16 protein-coding genes are annotated in these 15,628 nt (G+C 70.9%); 7 read left to right on the forward strand and 9 right to left on the reverse strand.

Going from position 1 to position 15,628, the window contains the following annotated elements:
- Positions 1–29 precede the first annotated feature (29 nt).
- The 3 genes from ACFZBP_RS27070 to ACFZBP_RS27080 all read right to left on the reverse strand — a co-directional run bounded on the left by ACFZBP_RS27070 (position 30) and on the right by ACFZBP_RS27080 (position 2,434).
- Positions 30–494, reverse strand: a complete 465-nt coding sequence (locus ACFZBP_RS27070) for an SRPBCC family protein (protein ID WP_391416769.1) — start codon at positions 492–494, stop codon at positions 30–32.
- A 76-nt stretch (positions 495–570) separates the two neighbouring features.
- Positions 571–1,236: a peptide-methionine (S)-S-oxide reductase MsrA gene (msrA, locus tag ACFZBP_RS27075; protein WP_391416773.1), complete on the reverse strand. Its 666-nt coding sequence runs from the start codon at positions 1,234–1,236 to the stop codon at positions 571–573.
- A gap of 79 nt (positions 1,237–1,315) precedes the next feature.
- Positions 1,316–2,434 carry a hypothetical protein gene (locus ACFZBP_RS27080; RefSeq protein ID WP_383455540.1) on the reverse strand — a complete coding sequence of 373 codons (1,119 nt, stop codon included), beginning with the start codon at positions 2,432–2,434 and terminating at the stop codon, positions 1,316–1,318.
- Positions 2,435–2,557: 123 nt separating this feature from the next.
- Between ACFZBP_RS27080 and ACFZBP_RS27085 the strand changes: the two genes are divergently transcribed.
- The gene (locus ACFZBP_RS27085) at positions 2,558–3,712 is read left to right on the forward strand and encodes a cystathionine gamma-synthase (protein ID WP_391416778.1); all 1,155 of its coding nucleotides are present in this window, start codon (positions 2,558–2,560) and stop codon (positions 3,710–3,712) included.
- Between the two features lie 10 nt (positions 3,713–3,722).
- Here ACFZBP_RS27085 and ACFZBP_RS27090 read toward each other — a convergent pair whose 3' ends face one another.
- From ACFZBP_RS27090 to ACFZBP_RS27100, 3 genes are all read right to left on the reverse strand, one after another.
- Positions 3,723–3,971 (reverse strand): hypothetical protein, encoded by a 249-nt coding sequence (locus tag ACFZBP_RS27090; RefSeq protein ID WP_383455533.1) that lies wholly within the window; start codon positions 3,969–3,971, stop codon positions 3,723–3,725.
- Positions 3,968–4,450 carry a sigma factor-like helix-turn-helix DNA-binding protein gene (locus ACFZBP_RS27095; protein ID WP_391416780.1) on the reverse strand — a complete coding sequence of 161 codons (483 nt, stop codon included), beginning with the start codon at positions 4,448–4,450 and terminating at the stop codon, positions 3,968–3,970. The genes ACFZBP_RS27090 and ACFZBP_RS27095 overlap by 4 nt, the downstream gene beginning before the upstream one ends.
- Positions 4,451–4,558: 108 nt before the next feature.
- Entirely contained in the window at positions 4,559–5,065 is a 507-nt protein-coding gene (locus ACFZBP_RS27100; RefSeq protein ID WP_383455983.1) for a MarR family winged helix-turn-helix transcriptional regulator, read from the reverse strand.
- 163 nt (positions 5,066–5,228) lie between these two features.
- Here ACFZBP_RS27100 and ilvA point away from each other — a divergent pair, with 163 nt between their 5' ends.
- The 3 genes from ilvA (at position 5,229) to ACFZBP_RS27115 (ending at position 8,445) form a co-directional block, all read left to right on the forward strand.
- Entirely contained in the window at positions 5,229–6,458 is a 1,230-nt protein-coding gene (gene ilvA, locus ACFZBP_RS27105; protein ID WP_391416782.1) for a threonine ammonia-lyase, read from the forward strand.
- Positions 6,459–6,610: 152 nt separating this feature from the next.
- A complete protein-coding gene (locus tag ACFZBP_RS27110; RefSeq protein ID WP_391416784.1) occupies positions 6,611–7,591 on the forward strand; it encodes an ATP-binding cassette domain-containing protein in 981 nt (326 codons plus the stop codon).
- Positions 7,588–8,445, forward strand: coding sequence for an ABC transporter permease (locus tag ACFZBP_RS27115; RefSeq protein WP_391416786.1), 858 nt, complete (start codon positions 7,588–7,590; stop codon positions 8,443–8,445). Before ACFZBP_RS27110 ends, ACFZBP_RS27115 begins: the two co-directional genes overlap by 4 nt.
- Positions 8,446–8,509: 64 nt before the next feature.
- Here the strand turns inward: ACFZBP_RS27115 and greA are convergent, their stop codons facing one another.
- Together greA and ACFZBP_RS27125 are read right to left on the reverse strand one after the other, a co-directional pair.
- Positions 8,510–9,010 (reverse strand): transcription elongation factor GreA, encoded by a 501-nt coding sequence (greA, locus tag ACFZBP_RS27120; protein WP_383460359.1) that lies wholly within the window; start codon positions 9,008–9,010, stop codon positions 8,510–8,512.
- Between the two features lie 214 nt (positions 9,011–9,224).
- A complete protein-coding gene (locus tag ACFZBP_RS27125) occupies positions 9,225–9,623 on the reverse strand; it encodes a DUF4307 domain-containing protein (protein ID WP_383460362.1) in 399 nt (132 codons plus the stop codon).
- A gap of 168 nt (positions 9,624–9,791) precedes the next feature.
- Here ACFZBP_RS27125 and mca point away from each other — a divergent pair, with 168 nt between their 5' ends.
- The 3 genes from mca to ACFZBP_RS27140 all read left to right on the forward strand — a co-directional run bounded on the left by mca (position 9,792) and on the right by ACFZBP_RS27140 (position 12,090).
- Complete coding sequence (gene mca / locus ACFZBP_RS27130) at positions 9,792–10,652, forward strand: mycothiol conjugate amidase Mca (protein ID WP_391416919.1); 861 nt, start codon at positions 9,792–9,794, stop codon at positions 10,650–10,652.
- The gene (locus ACFZBP_RS27135; protein ID WP_383460365.1) at positions 10,645–10,887 is read left to right on the forward strand and encodes a hypothetical protein; all 243 of its coding nucleotides are present in this window, start codon (positions 10,645–10,647) and stop codon (positions 10,885–10,887) included. Before mca ends, ACFZBP_RS27135 begins: the two co-directional genes overlap by 8 nt.
- Before the next feature lie 63 nt (positions 10,888–10,950).
- The gene (locus tag ACFZBP_RS27140; RefSeq protein WP_391416788.1) at positions 10,951–12,090 is read left to right on the forward strand and encodes a Fic family protein; all 1,140 of its coding nucleotides are present in this window, start codon (positions 10,951–10,953) and stop codon (positions 12,088–12,090) included.
- An 83-nt stretch (positions 12,091–12,173) separates the two neighbouring features.
- Here the strand turns inward: ACFZBP_RS27140 and ACFZBP_RS27145 are convergent, their stop codons facing one another.
- The gene (locus ACFZBP_RS27145; protein WP_391416790.1) at positions 12,174–15,383 is read right to left on the reverse strand and encodes a tetratricopeptide repeat protein; all 3,210 of its coding nucleotides are present in this window, start codon (positions 15,381–15,383) and stop codon (positions 12,174–12,176) included.
- Positions 15,384–15,628: the final 245 nt, after the last annotated feature.

Consider the following 15,628-nt stretch of genomic DNA (forward strand, 5'->3'; position numbering starts at 1 on the left):
AGGTGCCGGGCGGTCAGCTGTACGGCGCGTCAGCGTCTGCGGCCCTCGACCGCCACGGCGACGTCCTCCAGGTCCTTCGCGACGGCTTTGCTCACCGCCCGGGCGCCCACGCCGCCCAGAACCCTGGCGAGCAGGCCCGTGACCCCGCCGGAGGTCACGCCCGTGAACGTCATACGCACCGTCGTCGCCGTCGGCCCGTCCGCCAGCAGCTGCCATTCCGAGATGTAGCGGGTGCCGTGCGACTCGGCCTCCACCACATAGCGCTCCGGCGGTTCGCAGGCCGTCACCCACATCTCCTCGGTGGCCTCCTTGCCGAACATGCGCCGCGTCTCCCGCCACCGCGTGCCGACCCCGAAGACCCCGGCCGTGAGCACTTCGACGCCGGTGACCCCGCTGAGCATCTGCTCCATGCCCCGCAGATCGGTCAAGGACTCCCACACGGGCCCCTGGCCTGCGGCGATACGCCGCTCCACGACGACACTTCTGCTGCTCATGCCCTCCATCAAAGCAGCCGGAGCCGCCCCCCGCCCGACGACCGGGCCTGGACCGGTGACGCGGTGACGCCGTCGCTCACCCGTCGGCCCTGGCGACGCCGATCGGGCAGGAGACGCCTGTGCCGCCGATTCCGCAGTAGCCCGCCGGGTTCTTGTCGAGGTACTGCTGGTGGTACGCCTCGGCCGGGTAGAAGGTGCGGCCCTCCGCGGGGAGGATCTCCGTGCTGATCGTGCCGTGGCCGGCGCGCGTGAGGACCTCCTGGTAGGACTCGCGGGACGCCTCGGCCGTCTTCGCCTGGTCCGGGGTGTGCGTGTAGATCGCCGAGCGGTACTGCGTGCCCACGTCGTTGCCCTGGCGGAAGCCCTGGGTGGGGTCGTGGGCCTCCCAGAACGTCTTCAGCAGCCGCTCGTACGAGATCACGCTCGGGTCGAAGACCACGCGGACGACCTCCGTGTGGCCGGTCAGGCCCGAGCAGACCTCCTCATAGGTGGGGTGCTCGGTGTAGCCGCCCTGGTAGCCGACCAGGGTCGTCCACACGCCCTCCGGGAGCTGCCAGAACTTGCGCTCGGCGCCCCAGAAGCAGCCCAGCCCGAAGTCGGCGGTCTCCAGGCCCTCGGGGTAGGGGCCGAGCAGCGGGTTGCCGAGGACGGTGTGGTGGTCGGGGACCGTGAAGATCGGTTCCGGACGGCCCTGCAGCGCCTGCTCGGGGGTGGGCAGGACGGGCGTACGGCCGAAGAGCATGAGGCTTCCTTCCTCGTGGGGCACCTCCCAACCGGGCGGTACCCCCTTCAACGTACGGCCGGCCCCGCAGATTCCGGGCTCAGTGCGGGAGCGTCGCCGGGCTGCCGCCGTTGGCCTCGTAGCCCGCCACCGCCAGCGCGCGGTACACCGCGAACTCCGCCGCCGGGTCCGGGGAGAGCGTCCAGGGCAGCGCCCCGACGTGACCGTCGACGTGCGTCAGCTGGTCCATGGCCTCCGCCCAGCGTTCGCCGCGGACCAGGAAGAAGACCAGCAGATGGCGTACGTGCGCCAGCATCGGGTCGTCATGGCGGGCCGCGTGCACCGCGAACAGCGCGCCGTGCATCGCCTTCGTCACGACCTCGCTCTGGTAGAAGCCGCTGACCAGGTTCACCTCGGGCAGATGCTCGAACACCGCGAACAGCGGCATCGCGGCGAGCAGGGAGCCCTGGGGCGCGCGGGCCGCCGCCGCCTCCGCGAAGTCGTACGCCAGCTGGCGCGAGCCGTGCCACTTCTCGCACCAGTAGTGCAGGGCCGCCAGATGCGCGCCCATGTGGGCCGGGGCCCGGTCCAGGATCTTCAGCCAGAGCTGCTCGAACTCCGGGCGGGCGTAGGCCAGTCCACGGGCCACCGACAGCTCGATGATGTACGGGATCGGATCACCCGGGGCCAGCAGCGCCGCGTCGCCGCACGCCGACTTCGCCTCCTCCATGATGATCCGGAACTCGTCCGTGCCCGGCGTCGCCGTCCGCCACGCCTGCTGCACCAGGAACTCCGCGTGCACGGCCGCGCCGCCCGCGTCCTTGGGCTGCTCGGTGCGCCACACCCGCAGCCACTGGCCGCCCGGCGACTCACTGACCCCGCCGGGACGCTGCTGCAGCTCCAGCGACGCCGCTCCGGCGAAGGCCTGCACACGCTGCCAGCGCAGCTCGCCCTCCGTCTCGGTGCCGGCGAGGAGCTGGGAGGCCGCCTTGTAGTCCTGCGTGCGCTGCACCAGGTCCAGGACGTCCAGCAGGTCCTGGTCGGGGCCGGGCATCCGGACGTCCAGCTCCTCCTGGCGTACGAAGCCGTAGTTCGCCGGATCCGCGGCGTCGGGGTGGCCCGGCGGGACCTGCTCGATCATGCCCCGCCGACGCCGCATGAACGGCAACACCACGAAGCCGAGCATGACCAGCGCCATCAGGACCCAGAGAATCTCCATGCCTCAAGCGTTCCAGACGACGCCGACAATTGGCCAACGGGTGTCGTCGACCGTTTGCGGGTGGGCGGGGTCTCCGGCTTGCGCGGGCGCATCCCTCCCGTTCGCGGACTACGCTCGGTGCCCATGAGTGACAGGCACATCAGTCAGCACTTCGAGACCCTGGCGATCCACGCGGGCAACACCGCCGATCCCCTCACCGGCGCGGTCGTCCCGCCGATCTACCAGGTCTCGACCTACAAGCAGGACGGCGTCGGGGGGCTGCGCGGCGGTTACGAGTACAGCCGTAGCGCCAACCCGACCAGGACCGCCCTGGAAGAGAACCTCGCCGCCCTGGAGGGCGGTCGCCGCGGCCTCGCGTTCGCGTCCGGACTGGCGGCCGAGGACTGCCTGTTGCGTACGCTGCTCAGCCCCGGCGACCATGTGGTCATCCCCAATGACGCGTACGGCGGCACGTTCCGGCTGTTCGCCAAGGTCGTCGCGCGGTGGGGCGTCGAGTGGTCGGTCGCCGACACCAGCGACCCGGCCGCAGTGCGCGCCGCCATCACCCCGAAGACCAAGGTGGTGTGGGTCGAGACCCCCTCCAACCCGCTGCTGGGGATCACCGACATCGCCGCCGTCGCGCAGGTCGCCCGGGACGCCGGTGCGAGGCTCGTCGTCGACAACACCTTCGCCACGCCGTATCTCCAGCAGCCCCTGTCGCTGGGCGCGGACGTCGTCGTGCACTCGCTGACCAAGTACATGGGCGGTCACTCGGACGTCGTGGGCGGCGCGCTGATCGTCGGCGACCCGGACCTGGGTGACGAACTGGCCTTCCACCAGAACGCCATGGGCGCCGTGGCCGGGCCCTTCGACTCCTGGCTCGTGCTGCGGGGGACGAAGACGCTGTCGGTGCGCATGGACCGGCACAGCGAGAACGCCACGAAGATCGCCGACATGCTCACCCGGCACGCGCGCGTGACGCGTGTGCTCTACCCGGGCCTGCCCGACCACCCCGGTCACGAGGTCGCCGCCAAGCAGATGAAGGCGTTCGGCGGCATGATCTCGTTCCGGGTCGAGGGCGGCGAGGAGGCGGCCGTCGAGGTCTGCAACCGCGCCAAGGTGTTCACGCTCGGCGAGTCCCTGGGCGGTGTCGAGTCGCTGATCGAGCACCCGGGGCGGATGACCCACGCCTCCGTGGCCGGCTCCGCCCTGGAGGTCCCCGCCGACCTCGTCCGGCTCTCCGTGGGCATCGAGAACGTCGAGGACCTCATCGAGGACCTTCAGCAGGCACTGGGATAGTCCTCCAGGCTCACCAGCCCGTCAGCGGTGGGGTCGTCTCCGACGGCGGCTCCACCCACGGGCGGGCCGTCAGTGCCCAGATGACGAACGCCGCCGTGGCCGCGAGCAGGAGCAGCCACATCAGCCGCGCGGTGGCCCTTCTGCGGCGCAGCATGCGGCCCCCGCGTCGCAGCACCTCCGGGTACAGGTCCGGCGGGACGGGGGTCGGCGCGCGCTCCATGATCCGCCTCGCTGCTGCTTCGCGTTGGGCGCGGCTCACGGCGACACCGCCTTCGCGACCGGCACGGCCTGCGTCGTGCCGCGGGGATGCAGCAGCCGCGCCGTCGCCCGGTCGCAGATCGTCTGGACGCGTTCCGGGGGCAGACCCAGCAGCGCCGCCGCCTGTTCCTCGGCGACCCCCTCGTACAGCCGTAGGACCAGGATCAGACGTTCCTGCGAGGAGAGCCGGGCCAGTGGACTGCCGGGGTGCGGGTGGTGCCGGCGCCAGGTGGAGCGGGCGAAGCGGGTGGCCAGCTGGCCGCGGGCGCGGTCGTACGGGTCCTCGCCACGCAGCCCGTCCCAGCACGCGTACGTGTGCGCCAGGGACAGCGTCAGCAGGCGCCGCGCGCGTGGGTTGCGATCGGGCGGCTCGGCGGTGAGCAGCGTGGCGGCATGCAGCAGCCGTCCGGCCGCACCCGCGACGAACGCCTCGAACTCGCGGTTCCGGCGGGCGTCCTGGACCACACGTCGTCGTCCCACCGTCCCTCCCGCCTGACCGACCCTGAGGAACCGGGCCCCGCACGAGTGGACCCGGTTTCATATGAGGCCGGCCGCGGGCCCGGGTCAAGAGCCGGGACCGGATCACCCTCAGGACACCGAGGGCGTCTCCGCGCCGGAGATTCCCTGCGCCGCCATCCGCGAGGAGAGCGCCGTGTTGAAGCGGGTCAGGAGCGAGCAGAACGCCTCGCGCTCCTCCGGCGCCCAGTCCTGCGTCAGCTCGGCCATCAACTGACGTCGCGACGAGCGCACTTCCTCCAGCCGCGACTGCCCGCGCGGGGAGAGCTGCAGCACCACCGCCCGGCCGTCCTCCGGGTGCGAGGTGCGCTTGACGAGGCCCGTGTCGACGAGCGGCGCCACCTGCCGGGTGACCGTCGAAGAGTCGATCCCCATGCTCGCCGCCAGCGCCTTGACCCCCATGGGGCCCTCTTTGTCGAGGCGGTTGAGCAGCAGATACGCGGCGCGGTCCATGGAGTTGCGCACCTGACCGACGCCACCGAGCCGGGTCTGTTCGGCACGGCGGGCGAAGACCGCCACCTCGTGTTGCAGCGTGTCGAGGAGACCGCTGTCGGCGACGGTCGTCATGTCCATCGACATGTCGGGTGTTGTGGGCATGGCCGGGGGCTCACTTCATCAGGGGGGTGCTGGGTTGGGGGACAGGGTACGCGGCCCGGACCCGGGGTGTACCGGCGCTGCGCAAACCCATCTCGGTGCTTGGTCACAACAGGGCCTTGTGCCTGTGAACTGCGAGACTTGTGTCATGAGCTACAGCACGGCTGACTCCTTGCCGCCCGTCACGCTCGACGACGTACGGGGCGCCCAGAAGATGCTGACGGGCGTGGCGCGGGTGACGGCGATGGAGGGCAGCAGGCACCTGTCCCAGCTGGTGGGCGCGCCGGTCCACTTCAAGTGCGAGAACCTCCAGCGGACCGGATCGTTCAAGCTGCGCGGCGCGTATGTGCGGATCGCCGGGCTGCTGCCGGAGGAGCGGGCCGCGGGGGTCGTGGCCGCGAGCGCCGGCAACCACGCGCAGGGCGTCGCGCTCGCGTCGTCGCTGCTCGGCGTCCGCTCGACCGTGTTCATGCCGAAGGGCGCCCCGCTGCCGAAGATCAGCGCCACCCGGGACTACGGCGCCGAGGTGCGGCTGCACGGCCAGGTCGTCGACGAGACGCTCGCCGCGGCGCAGGAGTACGCCGCCGCCACCGGCGCGGTCTTCATCCACCCCTTCGACCACCCCGACATCATCGCTGGCCAGGGCACGGTCGGCCTGGAGATCCTCGAGCAGTGCCCCGAGGTGCGCACCGTCGTCGTCGGTGTGGGCGGGGGCGGGCTCGCGGCGGGCGTCGCGACGGCGGTGAAGGCGCTGCGGCCCGACGTGCGGCTCGTCGGCGTGCAGGCGGCGGGCGCGGCGGCGTACCCGCCCTCGCTGGCGGCCGGGCACCCGGTCGCCGTCGACAACCCGGCGACGATGGCCGACGGCATCAAGGTCGGCCGGCCCGGTGACGTGCCGTTCCGACTCGTCCGCGACCTGGTCGACGAGGTCCGCACCGTCACCGAGGACGAGATCGCCACCGCCCTGCTGCTGTGCCTGGAGCGGGCCAAGCTGGTCGTCGAACCGGCCGGCGCGAGCCCTGTCGCCGCGCTGCTCAGTGACCCCACGTCCTTCGAGGGGCCGGTCGTCGCGCTGCTGTCCGGCGGCAACGTCGACCCGGTGCTGCTCCAGCGCGTCCTGCGGCACGGCATGGCCGCGCAGGGCCGCTACCTGGCCGTACGGCTGCGGCTGACGGACCGGCCGGGCGCGCTCGCCACACTGCTGGGGGTGCTGTCGACGGTCGACGCCAACGTCCTCGACGTGAGCCATGTACGGACCGACCCGCGGCTCGGGCTCACGGAGGCGGAGGTCGAACTCCACCTGGAGACGAAGGGCCGCGCGCACTGCGTCGAGGTCGGCCACGCCCTGCGCGACGCGGGTTACACCGTCATCGGCTGAAGCCTCGAAGACCCCCCGTGTCACTCCTTCGGGCAAGTCCATTGTGAGACGCGATATATCGCGTTATGGTGTGTCTCGTGATTCCGCCACCCGGCGGAACGAAAAGTGCAAACCTAGGCTTCCCGAAGTTTCCCGACGACGTGGAGATTCATATGCCAGGCGCCATCTATGCCGAAGGCCTGGTGAAGACCTTCGGTGACGTAAGGGCTCTGGACGGCGTCGACCTCGATGTCCCCGAGGGCACGGTCCTCGGCCTGCTCGGGCCGAACGGCGCGGGCAAGACGACCACCGTCCGCTGCCTCACGACCCTGCTGCGCCCCGACAGCGGCTCGGCGGTCGTCGCGGGTATCGACGTCCTCCGGCATCCCGACGCCGTCCGCCGCTCCATCGGCCTGTCCGGCCAGTTCGCGGCGGTCGACGAGTACCTCACCGGCCGCGAGAACCTGCAGATGGTCGGCCAGCTGTACCAGATGAAGGCGAGGGCCGCGAAGGCCCGCGCGGACGAACTGCTGGCCCAGTTCGACCTCGCCGACGCCGCCGACCGGCCCACGAAGACCTACTCCGGCGGTATGCGCCGCCGCCTGGACCTCGCCGCCGCCCTGGTCGTCTCCCCGCCCGTGATGTTCATGGACGAACCGACCACCGGGCTCGACCCCCGCAACCGCCAGATGCTCTGGGAGGTCATCAAACAGCTCGTCTCCGGCGGTACGACCCTGCTGCTGACCACCCAGTACCTCGAAGAGGCCGACCACCTGGCGCACGAGATCGCCGTCGTCGACCACGGCCATGTCATCGCCAAGGGCACCTCCGACCAGCTCAAGGCCCGCACCGGCGGCGAGCGCGTCGAGGTCGTGGTGCACGAGCGCGACGACATCCAGCCCGCCTCCGAGGTGCTGAGCGGCTTCGGCAAGGGGGACACCGCGGTCGAGGAGCACATGCGCAAGCTCACCGTCCCCGTGACCGGCGGCGCCAAACTCCTGGCCGAGGTCATCCGTGAGCTCGACACCCGCGGCATCGAGATCGACGACATCGGTCTGCGCCGCCCGACCCTCGACGACGTGTTCCTGTCCCTGACGGGCCACCTCGCGGAGGCCGGGACCGAGGAGAACGACAAGAAGGAGGCCGCGAAGTGAGCGCCGTCACCGACGCCGTGCGGGTCGCGCCGGCCACGAACCCGTTCAGCCAGTCCGTCCGGGACTCGATGGTCGTCGCCAAGCGCAACCTGATCCGGATGTCCCGGATCCCGGAGATGATCATCTACGGGCTCATCCAGCCCATCATGTTCGTGGTGCTGTTCACCTACGTCTTCGGCGGGTCGATGCAGATCGGCAACAGCACCAGCGCCGCCGACTACAAGAACTTCCTGATGGCGGGCATCTTCGCGCAGACCGTCACCTTCGCCACCGCCAGTTCCGGGGCGGGCATCGCCGACGACATGCACAAGGGCCTTATCGACCGTTTCCGCTCGCTGCCCATGGCGCGCGGCGCGGTGCTGACCGGGCGTACCTTCGCCGACTCCGTACAGACGGCGCTGACGCTCGTCGTGCTGGCGGTCGTGGCCCTGCTGGTCGGCTGGCGGGTGGGCTCGAACGGCGACACGAACGCGGGCAGGGTCCTGGGAGCCTTCGGGCTGCTGCTCCTGCTCGGTTACGCGTTCACCTGGATCGGTGCCCTGATCGGCATGTCCGTGCGGACACCGGAGGCGGCCACGTCCAGCGGGCTGATCTGGCTCTTCCCGGTCACCTTCATCTCGAACGCGTTCGTGGACACCAGCCATATGACCCCGTGGCTGCGGCACATCGCCGAGTGGAACCCGTTCAGCGCGACCGTGCAGGCGTGCCGTGTGCTGTTCGCCAATCCCGGACAGTCGCCGTCGGACGCCTGGCCCATGCAGCACCCGGTCTGGGCCTCGCTGATCTACTCGGTCCTGATCATCATCGTGTTCCGCACCCTCGCGGTACGGAAGTACCGCTCCGCGACCGCATGACGAGGCCCCCGGTGCCGGGAGGCGGCCGGGGGCTCGTGGAAGGCCGGTGCTGGAGGTCCCGAGGTCAGCCGTTGTACGGCTCGGCCTTGAGGATCTTCACCTTGGCGGTCTTGCCGTTCGGCAGCTCGTACTCGGCGTCCTCGCCGACCTTGTGGCCGATCACGCCGGAGCCCAGCGGGGACTGCGGGGAGTACGTCTCGACGTCGGAGCTGGCGTACTCGCGGGAGGCGAGCAGGAAGGTCAGGGTGTCGTCCTCGTCACCGTCGAAGGCGATCGTCACGACCATGCCGGGCGCCACCGCGCCGTCCGCCGACGCCGGCGCCTCGCCGACCTTGGCGTTCTCCAGGAGCTGGGTCAGCTGGCGCACTCGGAGCTCCTGCTTGCCCTGCTCCTCCTTGGCCGCGTGGTACCCGCCGTTCTCGCGCAGGTCGCCCTCCTCGCGCGCGGCCGCGATCTTGGCGGCGATCTCCGTGCGCGCAGGACCAGACAGGTACTCCAGCTCGGCCTTGAGCTGGTTGTACGCCTCCTGGGTCAGCCAGGTGACGTTCTCGCTGGTCTGGGTCACAGGTGCTCCTCGTAGGTACTGGGAATACAAAGCATCGCCCTACCCAGAAGGATGTTCCTTCACGGATGGGCGAAACCACGAGCCTAACAATTCAATGGCCGAAGGGGGAGGACATAAGCCATCAGAATCACGTCAACGCAGGTCAGCGCCTATGTAACCTGGACGCGGCCGGTCGGTGTCGATCAGGTCCGGTCGGCTTCGGTCGGCGGTGCGGTCAGTCGGCGTGGCAGCCGAGCAGCTCGGCCGTCGTTCCCTGGGACGTCGTACGCAGGGTGACGACCTTGTCGATGCGGGTGGCGTCGCCGTCGAAGCGGAAGTCGGCCCGGCCCACCTCGGCGCCGCTCTCCGCCTGGGAGCGCAGCGTGCAGTAGCCGGAGGCGCCGGAGTCCTTGCGGACCTCCAGATGCACCTTCACCGCGTCCTTGCCCGCGTCGAACTCGATCACCTCGGCGCTGATCTTGTTCTGGCCGACGTAGTGATAGCCGAAGTAGCCGATCACCGCCAGCAGCACGGCCCCGAGGGCGGCGCCGACGACCTTGAGCGTGCGGTCGGCGCGCTGGTCCGAGGAGCGGCCGTAGCGGCTCTCGGACAGCCGCGTGCTCGCCGTACTCATGATCGTCCTCTCGGCCGGGGCGGGACGGATGTCCCGAAACGGGGCCTCCGGGCCGTACCCCGGAATTATCCGCCCCCCGATTCGGTCACTATAGAAGCGCCGTTCGCCCCCGAAGACACCGGGGCGCCGACTTACGAGGATTGAGTCTTGACTGACCAGCTGCGACTGATGGCCGTGCACGCCCACCCCGACGACGAGTCGAGCAAGGGCGCGGCGACCATGGCGAAGTACGTGTCCGAGGGGGTGGACGTGCTGGTCGTGACCTGCACGGGCGGGGAGCGCGGCTCCATCCTCAATCCGAAGCTGCAGGGCGACAAGTACATCGAGGAGCACATCCACGAGGTACGCAAGAAGGAGATGGACGAGGCCCGCGAGATCCTGGGTGTCAAGCAGGAGTGGCTCGGCTTCGTCGACTCCGGTCTGCCCGAGGGCGACCCGCTGCCCCCGCTCCCCGAGGGCTGCTTCGCCCTGGAGGACGTCGACAAGGCGGCCGGTGAGCTGGTGAAGCAGATCCGCTCCTTCCGTCCCCAGGTGATCACCACCTACGACGAGAACGGCGGCTACCCGCACCCCGACCACATCATGACCCACAAGATCTCGATGGTGGCGTTCGAGGGCGCGGTGGACACCGAGAAGTACCCGGAGGCGGAGTACGGCCCGGCGTACCAGCCGCGGAAGCTCTACTACAACCAGGGCTTCAACCGCCCCCGCACCGAGGCGCTGCACCAGGCCATGCTCGACCGTGGCATGGAGTCCCCGTACGGGGACTGGCTCAAGCGCTGGGACGAGTTCGGGATGAAGCAGCGCACGCTGACCACGCACGTTCCGTGCGGTGACTTCTACGAGATCCGTGACAAGGCGCTCATCGCGCACGCCACGCAGATCGACCCCGACGGCGGTTGGTTTCGGGTACCGCTGGAGCTCCAGAAGGAGGTCTGGCCGACGGAGGAGTACGAGCTGGCGAAGTCCCTCGTCGATACCTCCCTCCCCGAGGACGACCTCTTTGCGGGCATCCGCGACAATGCCTGACATGAGCGCAAGCGCAAGCCTGGCAATGACACAGCTCGCCACCCTCGCCAAGGAGGTGGACGAGGACAAGGTCACCCCCGGCGTCCTCGGCTTCATCGTCTTCGCGGTGATGGCCCTGGCGGTCTGGGGCCTGATGAAGTCGATGAACCGGCACATGAGTAAGGTCGACTTCAAGGAGGCTCCGGACTCGAAGGCGGAGTCCGGGGTGTCCGGGGACGCGGCCGCGAAGGGCTGACGGCGGGACGAGGCGATGCGATGACGGCATGATTCTGTGATGCCCTGTGGGTATCATAGAGTCATGCTGTATCGCACCCCTGCCCTCACTTCGAAGGACCGCGAGGTTCTGGAGAGCATCGACAGGATGCGCCAGGAGTTGCGGCACCAGGTCCTGCAGACGCCGACGAAGTGGACGGCGGGGCTGCGTAGGACGCTGACCGCAAATGCCATCGCCGGCTCCAACACCATCGAGGGCTACAAGGTCGACTCCGTCGATGTCGAGGACCTGATCGACGGTGAGCAGGAAGTCGCCACGTCGGAGACGAACAAGGCCGAGACGCTGGCGTACCAGCACGCCATGACGTACGTCCAGTCACTCCACGACGCGCCCGGCTTCGCCTACTCGGTGTGGCTGCTCAACGCCCTGCACTGGATGCTGCAAGGTCATCACCATCCCAGGAAACTCGCGGGCCAGTTCCGCCGGCGAGGCGTGTGGATCAATGAGCCGGGCGATCCGCAGGAGGTCGCGTACACCGCCCCGGATGCCGAGCAGGTGCCCGCTCTCATGGACGAGTTGGTCGAGTGGCTCAATCAGGGTGATCCGGACGCCCACGTCCTGGTACGCGCCGCGATGGCCCACCTCAATCTGGTCAACATCCACCCTTGGGCCGACGGCAACGGCCGCATGTCGCGCTCACTGCAGACCCTGCTGATCGCGCGTGGCGGCACTCTCGCGCCCGAGTTCTCTTCGATCGAGGCATGGCTGGGGAAGCCGAAGAACACCTGGGAGTACTACAAGATCCTCAGCCGCGTAGGCGGCAAGGAGTGGTCCCCCGACCGTGACACCGCCCCCTGGATCCGCTTCAACCTCCTCGCCTACCACCAGCAGTCCCAGTCGGTCCAGCACCGCATCACCCGTTCCAACCGCTGCTGGATCGACCTCACCGAGTACGCGGAGCGCCACGGCATCGACGAACGCCAGGTCACCGCTCTGCACGACGCCGCCCTGTCCGGCCGCGTCCGCCGCGCCCGCTATCAGCGCGCCGAGAACCTGAGCAACCAGCAGGCGGTGCGGGATGTGCGCGCCCTGACCGAGGCGGGTCTGCTGGAGGCAGTGGGCAACACCAAGGCCCGCTACTACGTCCCCGGGGCCAACTTCCCGCCGGAGGTGTTGGAGGCGGTTCGCCGGCCGATCCGGCTCGTGGATCCGTACGAGGACTGAGGGCCAGCACCCCGGACGCCGGCTGTTCCGCCCTCCGTCCCGCACCCGGCGTAGAGCCCACCCGTGCCGGACGGCCCTCACCCTCACCCCTTCACGTCCCTCGCCGGTACCGCCACGCCCATGACCTCCCGCGCGTGCCGGTTAGGCACCATCCCCAAGCGCCAGGCCTGCCAGCCCGCCTCCAGGTCCACGCCGCGTTCGAGCAGCAGCTGGTACGCCTCCACGTAGTCGCCCAGCTTCCCGTCCCGCAGCGCGTGCCCGCTGCGGCCCAGCTGTGCCAGTTCCTCCTGGGCCACCGCCGTGCCGACCTCGACGCCGCCCGGTGCCGCGTACGGCAGCAGGGTGCAGCGCAGGAAGCGGGCCCAGTCCTCGCCTCTGCGGTCGCCGTACGACGCGAACAACGCCACCGCGTCGTCGCACAGGGCCAGCGCCTGCTGGGTGCGGGCGTTCCCGGCGTCCACCACCGCGAGCTCCAGGCAGGTCCACGCCTCCCCGTGGGCGACCCCGATGCGCTGGAAGTTGGCGCGGGCGTCCACGAGGAGCTGACGGGCGAAGCCGGAGTTCTTCAGGGAGCCGGTCTGGACGGCCCGCTGGTCCCGGGTCACGCGGGCCGAGTGGTGCCGGGCGCACGCGAGGCCGTAGACGTCCTGCATTCGGGAGAACATCGTGCGGGAACGCTCCAGCTCGCGTACCGCGACGTCCAGGTTGCCGGTCTCCTCCAAGGCCTGACCCAGGTAGTAGACGGACCAGGCCTCGCCGCGCGCGTCCTCGTTGTCGCGGTGCCGGGCGGCCGCCTGCCGCAGTCCGTCCACCGCGGCGGACGGGTCGCCGGCGACCAGGCGGGCGCGGGCCAGCCGGGTCATCGCCCAGGCCTCCCCGCGGGCGTCGCGGGTACGGCCGTACAGTTCGAGGGCCTCGCGCAGTTCGGACTCCGCGCGTGGCACGTCGCCCATGCGCAGGCTCAGCTGGCCCAGCTGGAAGTGGGCCCACGCCTCGCCGTGCACGGACTCGCCGGCGCGGTGCAGGACCAGGGACTCGGTCAGCAGGTCCATCGCCTCCGGCACCCGGCCCCGGTCCCGCTCCACCGCCGCGAGGGCGTGCATGGTCCAGGCGCGGTCCGTCGCCAGCTGGGGCGGGGACTGGAGGTCCAGGGCCTCCCGGAGCTTGGCCACCGCCTCGGTGAGGTTGCCCTGGTGGTGCAGGGTGATGCCGAGGGAGCAGAGCGCGCGGGCCGCTCCCGCGTCGTGGTGGGCCTCCATATAGAGGTCGACCACCGAGGCCAGGGTCGTGCGGGCCTTGTCCAGCTCGCCGAGCTGGCGGGCCGCGATGCCGGTGCGCCACTGCACCGAGCGCACCAGCAGGCCCTGGTCCACGGCCTGGGCGAGCTCGCTGATCTCGCCGAGGCGGTAGAGGTCGCCGCGCAGCAGGCAGTAGTCGCACAGGGCGCCCAGCAGGTTCAGGACGGCCGCCTGGTTGGCGTCCTCCGTGTGCCGCAGCGCCGCCGTGATGAAGCTGGACTCGTCGTCGAGCCAGCGCAGCGCGTCGTCCAGCGAGGTGAATCCGTGCGGGCTGAAGCGGTCCGAGCGGGTCGACATGTTGCCGTCGACCAGGCGCAGCACGGACTCCGCGAGGTCGGCGTAGTTCACGATCAGCCGCTCCTGGGCCGCCGTACGCTCCTCCGCCCCCTCCTCGTCGAGGAGACGGGCGTGGGCGAAGGCACGGACGAGGTCGTGCAGGCGGTAGCGGTTGCCGCGGACGTGGTCGATCAGGCCGGACCGGGACAGGGCCTCCAGGTGGCGTGTCGCCTCGGCCTCGTCCGTGGCCAGGAGCGCGGCCGCCGCTGCCGCGCCCAGCGAGGCGCGCCCGGCCAGGGCCAGTCTGCGCAGCAGGCGCCGGGCCGCCTCCGACTGGTCGGTGTACCGCAGCCACAGCACCCGCTCGACGGGCTCCACGGGGCCGGACGCGCCGAGGTCGGTCGCCAAGGTCCGCGGTGAACGCGGGCCGAGTGACGAGCCCGCGATGCGCAGGGCAAGGGGCAGCCCGCCGCACAACCGCCGGATCAGGTCGGCGGATTCGGCGTCGTAGGGCGCCGAGGAATCCTCCGCCGCCGCGCTCAGCAGCTCCTCCGCACCCGCCGCGTCCAGCGGCTCGACCGGCAGCTGGTGCACCCAGGCGGCGAGATCGGCGGGCAGGTCGAGGGGTTCGCGGGCGGTCACCAGGACCAGGCTGTCGGAGCGCTCGGGGACGAGGGTGCGGACCTGCGCCGCGTCCGAGGCGTCGTCCAGGACGACCGTGACCGGCAGGCCGGCGAGATGCTGGTGGTAGAGCTCGCTCAGCCTCTTGACCTGCTGGTCCGCCGACGAACGCTCACGGAAGAGGAGCTGCTCGCGCGGGGCGCCCAGACGGTTCAGCAGATGCAGCAGCGCGTCCCTCGTCGGCAGCGGCGCCTCCTCCGTCGTGTCGCCGCGCAGATCCACCACGCACGCCCCGCGGAACTGGTCCCTCAGGTCGTGGGCGGCCCGGATCGCCAGTGCCGTGCGGCCGCCGCCGGGCGCCCCGTGCAGGACGACGACCGTCGGCTTCGTCTCCGTACTCGCCCGCGCCGCCTGCACCCACTGCCGGATCCGGGCCATCTCCCGCCGCCGCCCCGCGAACGCGCCTGTCGGCTCCGGGAGTTGACCGAACGACTGCTCCAGCACGTTCCGGCTGCGGGCCGCCGCGCTCTTGTCCGCGCCCCGCAGCCGCGGCCCGGCCTGCTTCGGGCCGGTGGACGCGCTCAGCACCCGCTGCTGATCGAGGAACGGACGGATGCCCCGTACCTCCAGCGCCGTCAGCCACTGGAGCCGCAGCTGCTGCGGGCCGCCGGGCTGGCCGACGGCGCCCGCCTGATGGTGCGCGGCGGGCAGATGCGTACCGGCGACCTTCACGACCGTCGCCGCCGCGCCCACGACACCCACGGTCACGCCCGCGCCCAGCGCGGTGCCCGCGCCGGTGCCGAGCGCCAGGTCGGACACGGCGGCCGCGACCGCCGCGACGCCCGCCACCATCAGCGGCGTGGCGCCGCCCTCCCGCGCGAACCGCTGCCCGAACGTCAGCCGGCCGGCCTCCGCCTCGTCCAGCGCCCGCGTATACGCCTCGTACTCCTCGGCCGCCGCCGGCGCCATGGCGTCCAGCGCCCCTCGCGCCCGCGACAGCAGCACCTGCCCGTCGACCCGCCCGCCCGAACGCCGCACTTCCTCCTCCACGGCCCGGGCCAACAGCCGCTCGGCATCGACCCGGTGGCTGTCCCGCATGTCACGTCCCCCTCCGGCGGCAACGGCGTTCCTGGTCAAGTGTGCTGTGGATGGGGCGATGTGGGGAGGGGGCCGGGTGATCGTGGTGCGTCGCTCCGGGGCACCGTGGGTGGCCGTGGGGTTCCGGGCAGCGGGGTACCGGGTGCCGAGTGGTGTGGGGAGAGTGTGCGCGGTCGCGGCGTCGATTGGCGCCGCGCGGTGGCATGGCTATGGTGATCGCGGACACTCGGTGGAAAGGGCGGGGG

Source organism: Streptomyces sp. NPDC008086, assembly GCF_042957325.1.
GTDB lineage: Bacteria > Actinomycetota > Actinomycetes > Streptomycetales > Streptomycetaceae > Streptomyces.